Source organism: Pseudomonas fluorescens, from assembly GCF_900215245.1.
Lineage (GTDB): Bacteria > Pseudomonadota > Gammaproteobacteria > Pseudomonadales > Pseudomonadaceae > Aquipseudomonas > Aquipseudomonas fluorescens.
Genome location: NZ_LT907842.1, coordinates 2,973,591 through 2,989,157, shown reverse-complemented (window position 1 = coordinate 2,989,157; position 15,567 = coordinate 2,973,591). Strand labels below are relative to the sequence as shown.

Below are 15,567 nucleotides of genomic sequence, written 5' to 3'. Positions count from 1 at the left end.
TTCGCGCCATTTAGCCAAGTCTGCGCTAATGTAGTTCGCTCAATTTCCTGAACCGCGACTTCAAAGGAAGCCCTGCATGTCTACGCAAAAAACTGCATTGATCATCGGCGCCTCGCGCGGGCTGGGCCTTGGCCTGGTCAAGCAATTGATCGAGGACGGCTGGGACGTGACCGCCACCGTGCGCGATCCGAACAAGGCCGATGCCCTGAAAGCCGTTGGCCCGGCACAGATCGAGAAACTGGACATGGACGATCAGCAAGCCGTAATCGCCCTGAGCCAGCGCCTCAAGGACCGCACCTTCGACCTGCTGTTCGTCAACGCGGGCGTCAAAGGCCCGGCCAACCAGGAACCTGGCCACGCCACCCTCGCGGAAGTCGGCCAGCTGTTTTTCACTAACGCCGTGGCGCCGATCAACCTGGCCCAGCGGTTTGTCGGGCAGATCCGCAAAGACAGCGGTGTACTGGCCTTCATGAGCTCAGTGCTCGGCAGCGTGACCATTCCCGATGGTTCGGACCTGGCGCTGTACAAGGCCAGCAAGGCCGCACTCAACTCCATGACCAATAGCTTTATCACCCAGCTGGGCGACCACACACTCACCGTGCTGTCGCTGCACCCGGGCTGGGTGAAGACCGACATGGGCGGCGAAAACGCACAGATCGATGTCGACACCAGCGTGCGCGGCCTGGTGGATCAGGTGAATGCCTACACAGGCAAGGGCGGCCATCACTTTGTTGACTACAAAGGCGACACCATTGCCTGGTAAGGACCCCGGATCAACAGGTGGGACGAGCAATGCGACGATTCGACTTGCCTCTTCCCACACTGATCGGGTGCGCTTTCCTACACCTAGACCAGATCGCGAACTACACGTAATCTAGCCACCTCGCCTTCACCGGCGACCCTGGATCAGCAGACAGGGCAACACTGAGCTGGCAAACCTGAACCCATCATTCAGAGGAGCCGGCCAATGCCTGCGACCCGTATCTGGTTAAAAAACCCCCTCGCAATTTTCACTGCCAATGGCCTCGACGCCCGTGGTGGCCTGGTGCTGCAAGACGGTGTGATCACCGAAGTGCTGGGCTGGAGCCAAGAGCCCGCAGTACCTTGTGGACACGTGTTCGACGCCCGCGAGCACGTGATTCTTCCCGGCTTGATCAACACCCACCATCACTTCTATCAAACCCTGACACGCGCCTGGGCGCCGGTCGTCAATCAGCCGTTGTTCCCGTGGCTGAAAACCCTGTATCCGGTTTGGGCGCGTTTGACCCCTGAAAAACTCGCCCTGGCCTCCAAAGTCGCGCTCGCGGAACTGCTGCTCTCGGGCTGTACCACGGCAGCCGATCACCACTACCTGTTCCCCGACGGCCTGGAAAATGCCATCGACGTACAGGTCGATAGCGTGCGCGAGCTGGGCATGCGCGCCATGCTTACGCGAGGTTCCATGAGCCTGGGCGAGGCCGATGGCGGCCTGCCGCCGCAACAAACCGTGCAACAAGGCCAAGTTATTCTCGAAGACAGCCAACGCCTGATCCGCGAATACCACCAGCGTGGCGACGGCGCGCAGATTCAGATCGCCCTGGCGCCCTGCTCGCCGTTTTCCGTCACGCCGGAAATCATGGAAGCCAGCGCCGAACTGGCCAACAACCTCGACGTGCGCCTGCACACGCATTTGGCAGAAACCCTCGACGAGGAAGACTTCTGCCTGCAGCGTTTCGGCCTGCGCACCGTGGATTATCTCGACAGCGTCGGCTGGCTCGGCCCACGCACCTGGCTGGCCCATGGGATTCACTTCAACCCGGATGAAATCGCGCGCCTGGGGGCTGCGGGCACGGGCATCTGCCATTGCCCAAGTTCAAATATGCGCCTGGCTTCCGGTATCTGCCCGACCCTGGACCTGCTTGCCGCCGGTGCGCCCATTGGCCTTGGCGTGGACGGTTCCGCCTCCAACGATGCATCCAACATGATCCTCGAAGCCCGCCAGGCCCTGTACATCCAGCGCCTGCGTTACGGCGCGGAAAAGATCACGCCTGAAGGCGTGCTGGGCTGGGCGACCAAGGGCTCGGCGCAACTGCTGGGGCGTACGGACATTGGTGAGTTGGCGGTAGGCAAACAGGCTGACCTGGCGCTATTCAAACTCGACGAACTGCGCTTCTCCGGCAGCCACGATCCGATTTCGGCGCTGCTGTTATGCGGCGCCGACCGTGCGGACAGGGTGATGATCGGCGGCAAATGGCGAGTCATCGACGGCCAGGTCGAAGGCCTGGACCTCAAAGGCTTGATCGCCGACCACACCCAGGCGGCGCGGCAGTTGATCGCCGGAACCTAATCAACATGGGGTTCGTCGACTCTACTTAGTCGGTTACAACCCAAGCAGCGACAGCATGATAAAGGTCGCAAACAACACGAAATGGGTCATCCCTTCGATGGCGTTGGTTTCGCCATCGTTGAGGTTGATCGCGCTGACGACCAGCGTGATCAACACCATCACGGTTTGCACCGGCGTCATTGCCATCTGGAACGGCTGGCCAGTGTAGAGCGCCATGGCCTCCATCACCGGCACCGTCAGAATGACAGTCGACAATGAAGCGCCCAATGCGATGTTCACGACCGACTGCATACGGTTGGCCAAGGCCGCGCGCAATGCCGTCAAAATTTCCGGTGCCGCCGAAATCGCCGCGACCACAATTGCGGTGATGACCGGCGGTGCACCGGTGCCTTCCAGGCCCAGGTCGAGGGTCTTGGACATCACCTCGGCCAGCGCGCCGATCACAATCACCCCGAACACCAGCGTACCGATGGAGAACGCCAGACTTATCGATGGCTCCTGCTGTTCTTCAGGCTGTTTTTTGCGGCGTTTTTCCGGGTAGCTGTAGCTGAAGAAATAACTGTGCGGCCCGACCTGCATGCGCAGAAACAAGGTGTAGAGCACCACCATCGCGCCGATGGTGAAGGCCGAGTAAATTTTCCAGTCCGCTTCTGGGATAAATTCCGGCACCACCATCGACACGCCCATCGCGGTGAGGATCATCACACTGTAAGTGCGCGCCGAATCATCGTTGTAGGACTGCTCGCCATGCTTGATGCCGCCCATCAATGCGGCCAGGCCGAGGATGCCGTTGATATCGAGCATCACCGCCGAGTAAATGGTGTCGCGCACCAGCGTCGGCGACGGCTCGTTGCTCATCATGATCGCCAGGATCACCACTTCCACCAGCACGGCGGCGAGCGTCAGGATCATCGTGCCGTAGGGGTCACCGACTTTTTCCGCGAGTTGTTCGGCATGGTGCGCCACGCGCATCGACGCCATGACGATAAAGCCGATCAGTGCTACGCCGGCCAGCAGCGCCACCGTTTGCCCGTTGTGGAGCATCCAGTGCTCCAGCGGGTAGGCTGCGATGGCGGCAATCAGCGCCAGCAGCATGTATTTTTCTTGCTTGAGGGATGTGAGCATTCCGGGCCTTTTCATACGGCTAATCAGTCATTGATGGGGTACAGACTGCGCCACGCTGCTAACGTTTCGTTACACCTTAGTTCACAAGGCTTATAAGTGAAAAAAACCAATACTCTCCTGCTGGTCAGGTTTTGCCGATTATTTCAGCCATGGCCTGTAGAATGCCGCCATTGCACCTGATGAGAATTTAGACATGTACGATTGGCTCAACGCCCTCCCCAAGGCTGAATTGCACCTGCACCTGGAAGGCTCGCTGGAGCCTGAGTTGCTGTTCGCCCTGGCCGAGCGCAACAAAATTGCGCTGCCGTGGAACGACGTCGATACCCTGCGCAAGGCCTACGCCTTCAACAACCTGCAAGAGTTTCTCGACCTGTATTACAAGGGCGCCGATGTGCTGCGCACCTCCCAGGATTTCTACGACCTGACCTGGGCCTACCTGCTGCGCTGCAAAGAACAGAATGTGATCCACACCGAGCCGTTCTTCGATCCGCAGACCCACACCGACCGTGGCGTGCCGTTTGAAGTGGTGCTGAACGGGATCGCGGCTGCACTCAAAGATGGCGAACAGCAACTGGGCATCACCAGCGGCTTGATCCTCAGTTTCCTGCGCCACTTGAGCGAAGCCGAAGCCGAAAAAACCCTCGATCAAGCGCTGCCGTTCCGTGACGCGTTTGTGGCCGTCGGCCTGGACAGTTCAGAAATGGGTCACCCGCCGAGCAAGTTCCAGCGCGTGTTCGACCGTGCCCGGCATGAAGGCTTCCTCACCGTGGCCCACGCCGGCGAAGAGGGCCCGCCCGAGTACATCTGGGAAGCCCTCGACCTGCTGAAAATCCAGCGGATCGACCATGGCGTGCGCGCCATCGAAGACGAGCGTTTAATGCAACGGATCATCGACGAGCAGATCCCGCTGACCGTGTGCCCGTTGTCCAACACCAAGCTGTGTGTGTTCGATGACATGGCTCAACACAACATTCTCGACATGCTCGAGCGTGGTGTGAAAGTGACAGTGAACTCGGATGACCCGGCGTACTTCGGCGGTTATGTCACCGAGAACTTCCACGCGCTGTACACCTCGCTGGGCATGACCCAGGACCAGGCCAAACGCCTGGCGCAGAACAGCCTGGATGCGCGACTGGTAAAGCCATAAGCAGCACTGATTAAATCAATACAGGCTAAATGTGGGAGCGGGCTTGCTCGCGAATGCGGTGTGTCAGTCACCAGATACATTGACTGACACACCGCATTCGCGAGCAAGCCCGCTCCCACACTGGCCTCACCAGCCTTTAGATTTCAGTTAGCTCTTCCAGCGTCTTGCCCTTCGTCTCCTTCCCGAACACCCACACCACCAGCGCCGCCACCGCAAAGCACAGCGCCCCCAAGGCAAACACCCCGCCCTGCCCGGTTATCGGGAACACCAGCCCGGTCACCAACGGCCCCAGCAATGACCCGACCCGGCCAATTGCCGACGCAAACCCCGAGCCCGTCGCCCGCGCCGAAGTGGGATACAACTCAGGCGTGTAGGTGTACAGCACCGCCCACATGCCAAACAGAAAGAACTGCATCAACAACCCTGACGTAATCAGCAGCCCTACGTTGCCGCCGAATACCGCGCTCTGCCCATACAAGAACGCCATTACCCCGCCGCCCAGCAACGTCACGACACACACCGGTTTGCGCCCCCAGCGTTCCACCAGCCAGGCCGCCATCAGGAACCCGGGAATCCCGCCCAGGGAAATGATCACCGTGTAGTACACCGACTGCGTCACGGCAAAACCCGATTGCTGCAATAACGCACTCAGCCACGACGTCAGCCCGTAGAAGCCGAGCAAGGCAAAAAACCACACGCTCCAGATCATCATCGTGCGCTGGCGATACTGTGCCGACCACAACTGCTCAAAGGCGGAGAAAAAGGTCCCCGGCACGCTCTCCACACGTGGCGAGGCAATTGGCTCCGGCAAGTCCGTGCGGCCGAGGGACTCGCGCACTTTGCGCTCAATGCCCTGCAACACCTTATCCGCCGCCTCATGCCGCCCTGCCTGCTCAAGCCAGCGCGGTGACTCGGGGATAAAAAATCGAATCGCCAACACAAACACCGCCGGCACCGCCAACACCAAAAAGATGTCCCGCCAGCCAATCACCGGCAGCAGGAAATAAGACAACACACCCGCCGCCACAAAACCCAAAGGCCAGAACCCATCCATCAAGGCGATATAGCGCCCGCGCCGTTTGGCGGGGATCAGCTCTGAAAGCATCGACTGCGCGATCGGAAACTCCATGCCCATGCCGATTCCCAGCAGGATGCGGAACAGCGTCAGCGTCTCCACCGTCTGCGCGGTGGAACACAGGTAGCTGGCGACACCCCACAACACGATGCTCCACTGGAACACCGGTTTGCGCCCAAAGCGATCAGCCAGCATGCCGGACAAAGACGCACCGACCACCATGCCGAAAAAGCTCGAACTGGCGAGTAACCCCGCCTGGGCAGTGCTCAGGCCGAACTCGGTTTTGATCGAACCTAACAGGAAGGTCATCATCGCCAGGTCCATGGAGTCGAAGAAAAACGCCAGGGCGATGATGATAAAGATGACGCGGTGGTAACCGCTGATGGGTAACCGTTCCAACCGTTCCGCTGCGCTATAGCCTTGCATACCCATGCCACACCCCTGTATGAAAAATCCCCAAAGCGAGTGTGCGGCATCGTTTTGCCCGGTTATTGCTGGATACGACCTGACTGAAACTCTGAACGACGCTCGCGCCTATGGCGCGGTCAGCCGGTTGATTTGCGCAAGCCCGGTATCCGTCACCAACAACGCGCAGGACTCGTTGATCACGCGGATCCATCCGGACTGTAAAAAAAGCTGCAACAACCCCACCCCCAACGAGCCGCCCAAGTGCGGTTGCTGCTGGCTCCAATCAACACAGTCACAGGCCAGGGGTGATGCCAGTGCCTGGGTGTAAATGCCCAGGCCCGCCAGATGCCGAGCGCCCTTGACGGTGACGTCGGTGCGCTGTTCATGACGGTTGATCCAGCCTGCTTCCAGCATCCGTCGGTACAGCCTTGCCGCCAACTCACCGCCCAGATGGCCATGGCACAACCGCGCATTGCGCAATGATGCCGGGGCGGCCAATGCCTGCGGGATAGCCAGCGGCGAACCACGCGCCGCGCTGGCCATGGTGGTACTGGCCAAGGCGTCGATAGCGGCACTGACATCGGTAGCCGCTACACGGTACAGCCGCTTGCCACGCCGGGTTTCGATCCGCAGCAAACCGCCGCCAGCCAGACGCGCCAAATGCGCATTGGCCGATGCCGCTGACAGCCCGGCGAGTGCGGCCAACTCATCCGAGGTTTTTGCCGAACCGTCCATCAAGGACCAGAGCATCGCGGTGCGCTTGGGGTCAGCGAGCAAGCTGGCGATCTGACTGATGCAAGGTGCTTCTTCCATGTATTCACTCCTTGTTAAATCATTTGTCTGCTGCGGTTGGAACCGAAGTATAAGGGCGCAAACCGCCCGCTCCGCGGCGTCTGACAGCGCGGATTGGGACAGGATTTGAGTGAAATTTCCTGCTGTAGTGAAGGCGATTACGCAGTACGCAATGGCCCTGGCCGTTGCGCGGTCAATACCGCACAACGGGACACGAGCATTTCCCGCAGCAGGTTAATCGGTTTGCTCAGTTGCGCACGGTGGGCGCACAGTAAATTGAGCGGCGTACGCTCGCCACGCAACTCCGGCAGGATCAAGCACAAGCGCCCGGCCAACACGTCGCTGCTCACATCCAGCCAGGATTTGTAGGCAATGCCGACTCCCGCCACCGCCCAGCGGCGTACCACATCGGCGTCGTCACTGAAGCGGTCACCGGTCACGGTCAGGCTGACCTCGCGCTTGCCATCATGAAAACTCCAATGGTCGTGCACGCGACTGCCGAGCATGTACAGCAAGCAATTGTGCTGGGCCAGTTGCTCCAGATGGCGGGGTTCGCCATGCCGGGCGAGGTAGCTGGGCGCAGCGCACAGCACCCGGATATTATCCGGGGCGATGGGCAGCGCGATCAGGCTGGAGTCTTCGGGCTCGCCGTAGCGCAGCGCGATGTCCACTGGCTGGCGGAACAAGTCGGCAATCCGGTCGCCGAGCAGCAGGCGGATGCTCAGTTGCGGGTATTCACGCTGAAACTCATCCAGCCACGGCAACAACTGATTACGCCCGAAGTCCGAAGGTGCCGACAGTTGCAACACGCCGCTGACATGGTCCTGGCCGCTGGCCAATAAGCGTCGCCCTTCGTCCAGCGAACTCAACGCGGCGCGGGCATATTCCAGGAAGCCCTCGCCCTCGGCAGTCAACCGCAGGCTGCGGGTGGAACGTGCCAGCAAACGCGCACCGAGTTGCTGTTCAATACGCTTCAACGCGGCGCTGGCTACCGCAGGCGACAGGTCCATCACCCGTGCCGCCGCCGACAAACTGCCCAGGTCCGCTGCCCGCACAAATAACTGCAAATCATCAAAGCGCAGCATGCATTTCCACCCATTATCAAAATTCTATTGAAACAGACTGCTGTTTTAGCCGCTTTTATCTTCACCGGAAATAGCCAATCATCTGCCCATCCCGTTTATCACGTGCCAGGAGTTGAATATGTCCGCTGCCTTTAACGTCATCGCCACGCTGATCGCCAAGCCCGGCCAACACGCCACCCTCGAACCGCTGTTGCGCGATTTGCTGGAGCCGACCCGCCGCGAGGCCGGTTGCGAGCAGTACGACCTGCATCAAGACCTGCAACACCCCGAGACCTTCTACATGCTCGAACGCTGGAGCGACGACGCCGCGCTGGCCGATCACGACCAGAGCGCGCATATCCAGAACTTCCGCACCAAGGCTGCCGACGTGATCGAACACTTCGAACTCAAGCGCCTGAAGTTTCTCGCCTGATTACCGCCCTTTTCCGGAGCCCCCATGAAAGCCATTGCCTACTACGCCTCATTGCCGATCGACGATCCAAAATCCCTGCAAGACATCGAACTGCCAGAGCCCGTCGCCGGCCCACGCGACTTGCTGGTGGAGGTCAAAGCAATCTCGGTCAACCCGGTGGACACCAAGGTGCGCCAGAACGTCGCCCCGGAAAATGGCGCCGCCAAGGTGCTGGGCTGGGACGTGGCCGGTGTGGTCAAGGCCGTCGGCAGCGAAGTGACGCTGTTCAAAGCCGGTGACAAGGTGTTTTACGCCGGCTCCCTGGTACGCCCGGGCGGCAACAGCGAACTGCACACAGTGGATGAACGCATCGTCGGCCACATGCCCAAAAGCCTGGGTTTCAGCGATGCCGCCGCGCTGCCGCTGACCGCCATCACCGCCTGGGAGCTGTTGTTCGAGCGCCTGCAAGTACGTGAAGGCAAACAGGATGAAGGCCAGAGCCTGCTGGTCGTCGGCGCTGCTGGCGGTGTGGGTTCGATCCTGACCCAACTGGCCAGCCAGCTCACCGCGCTGACAGTCATCGGCACCGCCTCGCGCCCGGAAACCCAGGCATGGGCGAAGGCGCTCGGCGCCGACTTGGTGATCGACCACAGCCAACCGTTGAGCGAGGCACTGAAAAACGCCGGCCACCCACACGTGACCCATGTCGCCAGCCTGACCCAGACCGACCATCACCTGGACCAACTGGTAGAAGCCCTGGAACCGCAGGGCAAGCTGGCATTGATCGACGACCCCAAGGCGCTGGATGTGAGCAAGCTCAAGCGCAAGAGCCTGTCGTTGCACTGGGAGTTCATGTACACGCGCTCGATGTTCGAGACGCCGGACATGATCGAACAACACAACCTGCTCAACCGCGTGGCCGAGTTGATCGACGCCGGCACCCTGAAAACCACGGTGGGCGAGCACTTCGGTGTGATCAATGCGGCGAACCTGCGCCGCGCCCATGCGCTGCTGGAAAGCGGCAAGGCCAAGGGCAAGATTGTGCTGGAAGGGTTCTAAAAACAGTCTGTCAGTGTCGTCCATTATTCATGTGAGTAATGGACGACACCGCTAGTCAGAGAGTTGATCTTTGTCATATTTGTGAGCGCATTCGGGTTTATATTGGCCGCCTTTGCCACGATTCTTTTACGTGAGGAAGTCAGCAATGAAGATCCTGATAAGAGCGTTAGCAAAATCCCCGGGCAACAAATGGCAAGTCAGCCTCGACGGTGATGCTTTCACCTTCCGCAACGAAGCCGAGGCCCGTGCCTTTGCCGACACCCTGCAGGCGCGTATCCGCGCCCCCCACCGCTTTCCCCTCAACCAGCAACGTTCCGCCGCTGGCTGATCCGCACCTCAGACCTGCGCCTGCGCGGCCCTCGCCCGTTGCAGGCGCTGGGTCAACGTTGCAATGGTCACCGCCAACACACCGCACACGCTGATGACAATCGCCATCGGCATGGCCGTGCCGTCGTGCAATACGCCCACCAGCGACGCCGCGCCCGCCGCCACACCAAACTGAATGCAGCCAAGCAGCGCCGATGCACTGCCTGCCCGCGCACCCTGCCCGCTCATGGCGCAGGCTGACGTGTTGGGCAAAATGCAGCCCAGGCTTGCGATACAAATGAACAGGGGCACCAACAACGGCCACAAGGCCTCGGTGCGCAAGGCGGCAATGCCCAACAGGGTCAACGCCGCCACTACATAGACCCATACGGTGCGTGACAGCAAAAACGCCGGGCCACGCTTGGCCAGCAACCGCGCATTCAGTTGTGCAACCAGGATAAAGCCGGCAGCGTTGGAGCCGAACAGCCAACCGTAATGCTCGGCAGGCACACCGTACAGCTTGATGAATACAAACGGTGAGCCGGCGATATAGGCAAACATCCCGGCGATCGAGATGCCGCCGGTCAACGCGTAGCCGAGGTAAACCCGGTCTGACACCAGCGCGGCGTAGCGGCGCAGTGACCCGGACAACGGCTGGCGAGGCTGGTGGGCCGGAAAGGTTTCCGGCAACCCGACGGCCACGGCAATCGCCGCCATCACGCTGAACACCGACAACGCCAGGAAGATCGACTGCCAGCCCCACACCCCAACCATCACCCCACCTGCCAACGGTGCGAGGATCGGCGCCAGGCCAGTAACCAGCATCAGTTGCGAGTAAACCTTGGCTGAGCCCACGGCATCACATTTGTCGCTGACGACCGCCCGCGAAATCACCATCCCCGCGCAGCCGCCAAGGGCTTGTACGAAGCGCGCGCCGATCAGCCACTCCAGCGATGGCGCATAAGCGCAGGCGAAGGACGCCAAGGTAAACAGGGTGACACCGCTGAGCAGCGGCACGCGCCGGCCAAAGCGGTCCGCCAATGGTCCGTAGATGAGTTGGCCGATGGCCAGGCCCGCGAAATACACTGCCAGGGTCAGCTGGATATGTTTTTCGTCGGTCGCGAACGCCGTGGCCATTGCCGGAAAGCCCGGCAGGTAAAAGTCGATCGCCAACGGCGCGAAGGCGCTCAAGGCACCCAGAATCAGAATTATGCGGAGGTTCATCAGACACCCAAGTGAGTCGGCAGCCCGACAGTCTAGCCGCGCTTGGGTGCCCTGAACATTACGATAGCTCGCTAACTATCAAAAAATTCAAGCAAGCCTGGCACTGTAGCCTTCTTCAGTGATCAGGCTGATGACCTGATCGGCAGACAACCGACTACTTTCAACACTCACGGCTTTCGCCGCCAGGTCGACCTTGACACTCGCCGCCGGGTCCTGGCTTTGTACCGCCTGGGTCACCGCCCGGACGCAATGGCCGCAGGTCATTCCTTCAACGCTGAAAACTTGCATGACATGACTCCTTTGATGAGGTTGTGGCCAGTTTTGACCTTGCCATGATGGCAAGGTCAAGCGTTGAAACTTTCGGCCGGGCTGGTATTCAGCCGCTGCCTCGGCCAAGCTTCATTTCTCTTAGATATGAACCACGGAGCATTCGCCATGCGCTGGTCGTTTTTTAGCCTTATCGGCCTGTTGAGCTTGTCTGCCGCTGCGCCCATGGCCTGCGCCGATGAAGACTATGCGGTGCTGATCATTTCCCGCGAACGCCTGGAAGTGCCGACTAACTGCGAGATCGGCCTGTATATCCAGGATCAATTGGCCGGGCGTCTGTTTCAGGAACAGGCCACCTCGTTTAACTTGCCGGCTGGCAATGTGTCGCTGCGCCTGAAGCTGCTGCCCGGCCAATCGCCTGGTTGCCTGCCGGGCATGCTCGCCCCGCCGGCGCAGAACATCACGCTCAAAGCCGGCGACATACGCAAGTTGCGGATCGCGCAGGGCCCGGACGGCATGTACCTGAAACCCGCTGCACTGGAATATTAAAGGCGCTTGACCTTCCCCACAGGTCAAGGTTGATCCTAGGGGCAACTTCTTTTGGAGGACTGCCCCATGAATGGATCCACCACCTTTGACCTGCCCATCAGCGGCATGACCTGCGCCAGCTGTGCCGGCCGCGTCGAACGGGCGCTGGGCAAGGTGCCGGGGGTGCAAAGCGTCAGCGTCAACCTGGCCAATGAACGCGCGCATGTCGAAGTGCTGGGCAAGATGGACCCCGCAGTGTTGATCGCCGCCGTCGACAAGGCCGGTTACACCGCCAGCCTGCCCCAAAGCGAAACCGTCACCGATGCCAATCAAGCCCAACGCCTGCACCGCGAGCGTTGGTCGTTGCTGCTGGCCATTGTGTTGGCGCTGCCGTTGGTACTGCCGATGCTCGTGGAGCCCTTCGGCCTGCATTGGATGCTCCCCGCCTGGGTGCAGTTCGCCCTGGCCACGCCGGTGCAATTCATCTTGGGCGCGCGCTTCTATATCGCCGCCTGGAAAGCCGTACGCGCCGGCGCCGGCAATATGGATTTGCTGGTCGCCATCGGCACCAGCGCCGGTTACGGCCTGAGCCTGTATGAATGGCTTACCGCGCCCGCTGGCACCATGCCGCATCTGTACTTCGAAGCTTCCGCCGTGGTGATCGCTCTGGTGCTGCTTGGTAAGTACCTGGAAAGCCGCGCCAAACGTCAGACCGCCAGCGCCATCCGCGCCCTCGAAGCGTTGCGCCCGGAGCGCGCGATTCGCCTGTTTGAAGGGCGCGAAGAAGACGTCGCCATCAGTGCGTTAAAGCTCGACGACCTGGTGTTGGTGAAGCCCGGCGAACGTTTCCCGGTGGATGGCGACGTCGTGGACGGCCAGAGCCACGCCGACGAAGCCTTGATCAGCGGCGAAGCCCTGCCCGTGCCGAAACAACCGGGCGACCCGGTCACCGGCGGCGCCATCAACGGCGAGGGCCGTTTGCTGGTGCGCACCCGCGCTGTTGGCGGGGAAAGTGTGTTGGCCCAGATCATTCGCCTGGTGGAAGACGCGCAGGCGGCCAAAGCCCCGATCCAGAAACTGGTGGATAAGGTTAGCCAGGTCTTTGTGCCCGCCGTGCTGGTGCTGGCGCTGATCACGTTGCTGGGCTGGTGGCTATACGGGGCGCCACTGGAAACCGCGATCATCAATGCCGTCGCAGTGCTGGTGATTGCCTGCCCATGCGCATTGGGGCTGGCCACACCGACAGCGATCATGGCCGGTACCGGCGTCGCCGCGCGCTACGGGATTCTGATCAAGGACGCCGAAGCCCTTGAGCGTGCCCATGATGTCAGCGCCGTGGTGTTCGACAAGACCGGCACCCTCACTTCAGGTACGCCAAAGATTGCGCATTTGGTGGCGGTGGATGGCAATGAAACCCTGCTGCTGCAACAAGCCGGCGCGCTGCAACGCGGTAGCGAGCACCCATTGGCCAAGGCCGTGCTGGATGCCTGCCGCGAAAAAGCGCTGACCGTCGCGGATGTGAGCGCCAGCCAATCCCTGACCGGGCGCGGCATTGCCGGCACCCTTGAGGGCCGGCAACTGGCGCTGGGCAACCGTCGAATGCTCGAAGAAAACGGCTTGAATGCAGGCAGCCTGGCCGACGCCGCCAAGGCGTGGGAAGCCGAAGGCCGCACGTTATCCTGGTTGATCGAACAAGGCGCGCAGCCCCGCGTGCTGGGGCTGTTCGCCTTTGGCGATACGCTCAAGCCCGGCGCCCTGGAGGCGGTGACACAACTCAAGGCCCGGCACATCAGCAGCCATTTGCTCACCGGCGACAATCGCGGCAGTGCCCGCGTGGTGGCCGATGCCCTGGGTATCGATGATGTACACGCCGAAGTCCTTCCCGCCGACAAGGCCGCCACCGTCGCCGAGCTGAAAAAGACCGGCGTGGTGGCGATGGTCGGCGACGGCATCAATGACGCCCCGGCCCTAGCCGCCGCCGATATCGGTATCGCCATGGGCGGCGGCACCGACGTGGCGATGCACGCGGCCGGAATCACCCTGATGCGCGGCGACCCACGCCTGGTGCCGGCCGCGCTGGAGATCAGCCGCAAGACCTACGCTAAAATCCGCCAGAACCTGTTCTGGGCCTTTGTGTATAACTTGATCGGCATACCGCTGGCTGCGTTCGGGTTGCTCAACCCGGTATTGGCGGGTGCGGCCATGGCCCTGTCCAGCGTCAGTGTGGTGAGCAATGCGTTACTGTTGAAAACCTGGAAGCCTGAGGATTTGGAGGATCAACACCCATGAACATCGGCCAGGCAGCCCGTCAGAGCGGGCTGAGCGCGAAGATGATTCGCTACTACGAATCCATCGGCCTGCTCAAAGCCGCGCACCGCACCGACAGTGGCTATCGGGTGTATGGCGGCGACGACTTGCACACACTTGCGTTTATCAAGCGCTCGCGGGATTTGGGCTTTTCATTGGAAGAGGTCGGCAAACTGCTGACCTTGTGGCAAGACCGACAGCGGGCCAGCGCCGACGTAAAAGCCTTGGCGCGCCAGCACATCGAGGCGCTGAATCAGAAGATTATGGAGCTGGGGCAACTGCGCGATACGTTGCAGGACCTGGTGGAGCATTGCCAGGGCGATCATCGGCCGGATTGTCCGATTCTCAAGGAGTTGGCATCGGGCAGCTGTTGCGCCTGAGCATTTAGCCGGCGCACTGCAAAGCCAAATGTGGGAGCGGACTTGCTCGCGAATGCAGGGTGTCAGTCACTTCATCTTTCACTGATCAACCGCATTCGCGAGCAAGCCCGCTCCCACATTTTTTAGATCTTCATTTGCAGGAAGATCATTGCATCCAGGGCGGCGGCGGTGGTTCGTCGGGCACTTTACTCGCCGGCGCATCATCCGCCGCCCGTATCGCCTGGCGACGCTCTTCATCCAGCCGCGCCGCTTCGATCTCGCGGATCACACCGCCCACGTCCGCCAACTCTTCCGGCTCGTCGAACTCGCCGGTCAAGACGCTGGCCGGGTGCAAGGTGCCGGCTTCATACAACGCCCACATTTCCTTGGCGTACTTGGTCTTCTTCAACTCCGGGGCAAAGCGCCCGAAGTAGGAAGCCATGTTGCCCACATCCCGCTCCAGCATGTTGAACGCGTGGTTGTTGCCAGCGGCATCCACCGCCTGCGGCAGGTCGATGATCACCGGGCCCGTCGGCGTGAGCAGTACGTTGAACTCGGACAGGTCACCGTGCACCAGGCCGGTACACAGCATCAGCACGATCTGGGAAATCAGGAAGGCGTGGTATTCGCGCGCCTGGTCCGGCTCCAGCGTGACGTCGTTCAAGCGCGGTGCCGCATCGCCGTATTCGTCGGCCACCAGTTCCATCAACAGCACGCCTTCGAGGAAGTCGTACGGCTTGGGCACGCGAACGCCCGCACCCGCCAGGCGGAACAATGCCGCGACTTCGGCGTTTTGCCAGGCGTCTTCAGTTTCTTTTTTGCCGAACTTGGAGCCCTTGGCCATGGCCCGGGCCTGTCGGCTGTTGCGGACCTTGCGGCCTTCCTGGTATTCGGACGCCTGACGAAAACTTCGTTTATTCGCCTCCTTGTAAACCTTGGCGCAACGCAATTCGTTGCCGCAGCGCACCACATAAACAGCTGCTTCTTTACCACTCATGAGTGGGCGCAGCACTTCGTCGACCAGACCGTCTTCGATCAGGGGTTCAATGCGTTTAGGAGTCTTCATCAGCTTTTATTGTGGGTCCTTTATTACCAAATACGCGTATGGCACTCGTTATACGGCAATCAGCTCGCCGGTGGGAGAGGCTACCGACCTCTGACCACTGAA

16 protein-coding genes are annotated in these 15,567 nt (G+C 60.8%); 9 read left to right on the top strand and 7 right to left on the bottom strand.

The annotated features are described in order from the left end of the window. Positions 1-76 precede the first annotated feature (76 nt). On the top strand, positions 77-763 hold the full coding sequence (locus CPH89_RS13715; RefSeq protein WP_053254181.1) for an SDR family oxidoreductase: 687 nt from the start codon (positions 77-79) through the stop codon (positions 761-763). A gap of 204 nt (positions 764-967) precedes the next feature. Continuing rightward, positions 968-2,326, top strand: a complete 1,359-nt coding sequence (locus tag CPH89_RS13710) for an 8-oxoguanine deaminase (protein ID WP_053254180.1) — start codon at positions 968-970, stop codon at positions 2,324-2,326. Positions 2,327-2,359: 33 nt separating this feature from the next. On the opposite strand, the gene CPH89_RS13705 is transcribed toward CPH89_RS13710, so the two are convergent. Then, complete coding sequence (locus CPH89_RS13705; RefSeq protein WP_053254179.1) at positions 2,360-3,451, bottom strand: calcium:cation antiporter; 1,092 nt, start codon at positions 3,449-3,451, stop codon at positions 2,360-2,362. Positions 3,452-3,644: 193 nt separating this feature from the next. On the opposite strand from CPH89_RS13705, the gene CPH89_RS13700 reads away from it, so the two are divergent. Further along, on the top strand, positions 3,645-4,598 hold the full coding sequence (locus CPH89_RS13700) for an adenosine deaminase (RefSeq protein WP_053254178.1): 954 nt from the start codon (positions 3,645-3,647) through the stop codon (positions 4,596-4,598). Positions 4,599-4,734: 136 nt separating this feature from the next. Here CPH89_RS13700 and CPH89_RS13695 read toward each other — a convergent pair whose 3' ends face one another. The 3 genes from CPH89_RS13695 to CPH89_RS13685 form a co-directional block, all read right to left on the bottom strand. Beyond that, a complete protein-coding gene (locus CPH89_RS13695; RefSeq protein ID WP_053254177.1) occupies positions 4,735-6,105 on the bottom strand; it encodes an MFS transporter in 1,371 nt (456 codons plus the stop codon). Between the two features lie 102 nt (positions 6,106-6,207). After that, a complete protein-coding gene (locus CPH89_RS13690; protein ID WP_053254176.1) occupies positions 6,208-6,894 on the bottom strand; it encodes an ArsR/SmtB family transcription factor in 687 nt (228 codons plus the stop codon). Positions 6,895-7,031: 137 nt separating this feature from the next. Further along, positions 7,032-7,958, bottom strand: a complete 927-nt coding sequence (locus CPH89_RS13685) for a transcription regulator VimR (RefSeq protein WP_053254175.1) — start codon at positions 7,956-7,958, stop codon at positions 7,032-7,034. A gap of 118 nt (positions 7,959-8,076) precedes the next feature. Here CPH89_RS13685 and CPH89_RS13680 point away from each other — a divergent pair, with 118 nt between their 5' ends. The 3 genes from CPH89_RS13680 to CPH89_RS13670 all read left to right on the top strand — a co-directional run bounded on the left by CPH89_RS13680 (position 8,077) and on the right by CPH89_RS13670 (position 9,736). Next, on the top strand, positions 8,077-8,370 hold the full coding sequence (locus CPH89_RS13680) for a putative quinol monooxygenase (RefSeq protein WP_053254174.1): 294 nt from the start codon (positions 8,077-8,079) through the stop codon (positions 8,368-8,370). Between the two features lie 24 nt (positions 8,371-8,394). Next, entirely contained in the window at positions 8,395-9,408 is a 1,014-nt protein-coding gene (locus CPH89_RS13675; RefSeq protein ID WP_053254173.1) for a zinc-binding alcohol dehydrogenase family protein, read from the top strand. Between the two features lie 145 nt (positions 9,409-9,553). Further along, the gene (locus CPH89_RS13670; protein ID WP_053254172.1) at positions 9,554-9,736 is read left to right on the top strand and encodes a hypothetical protein; all 183 of its coding nucleotides are present in this window, start codon (positions 9,554-9,556) and stop codon (positions 9,734-9,736) included. An 8-nt stretch (positions 9,737-9,744) separates the two neighbouring features. Here CPH89_RS13670 and CPH89_RS13665 read toward each other — a convergent pair whose 3' ends face one another. Both CPH89_RS13665 and CPH89_RS13660 read right to left on the bottom strand, forming a co-directional pair. Then, positions 9,745-10,938 carry a multidrug effflux MFS transporter gene (locus CPH89_RS13665; protein WP_053254171.1) on the bottom strand — a complete coding sequence of 398 codons (1,194 nt, stop codon included), beginning with the start codon at positions 10,936-10,938 and terminating at the stop codon, positions 9,745-9,747. Between the two features lie 87 nt (positions 10,939-11,025). Beyond that, positions 11,026-11,226, bottom strand: coding sequence for a heavy-metal-associated domain-containing protein (locus CPH89_RS13660; protein WP_053254170.1), 201 nt, complete (start codon positions 11,224-11,226; stop codon positions 11,026-11,028). Between the two features lie 147 nt (positions 11,227-11,373). Between CPH89_RS13660 and CPH89_RS13655 the strand changes: the two genes are divergently transcribed. The 3 genes from CPH89_RS13655 to cueR all read left to right on the top strand — a co-directional run bounded on the left by CPH89_RS13655 (position 11,374) and on the right by cueR (position 14,420). Next, positions 11,374-11,754, top strand: a complete 381-nt coding sequence (locus tag CPH89_RS13655) for a hypothetical protein (protein WP_053254169.1) — start codon at positions 11,374-11,376, stop codon at positions 11,752-11,754. A gap of 66 nt (positions 11,755-11,820) precedes the next feature. Continuing rightward, entirely contained in the window at positions 11,821-14,022 is a 2,202-nt protein-coding gene (locus CPH89_RS13650) for a heavy metal translocating P-type ATPase (RefSeq protein ID WP_053254168.1), read from the top strand. Next, complete coding sequence (gene cueR / locus CPH89_RS13645; RefSeq protein WP_053254167.1) at positions 14,019-14,420, top strand: Cu(I)-responsive transcriptional regulator; 402 nt, start codon at positions 14,019-14,021, stop codon at positions 14,418-14,420. Before CPH89_RS13650 ends, cueR begins: the two co-directional genes overlap by 4 nt. Before the next feature lie 145 nt (positions 14,421-14,565). On the opposite strand, the gene CPH89_RS13640 is transcribed toward cueR, so the two are convergent. Beyond that, positions 14,566-15,465, bottom strand: a complete 900-nt coding sequence (locus CPH89_RS13640) for a PA4780 family RIO1-like protein kinase (RefSeq protein ID WP_053254166.1) — start codon at positions 15,463-15,465, stop codon at positions 14,566-14,568. Between the last annotated feature and the right edge of the window lie 102 nt (positions 15,466-15,567).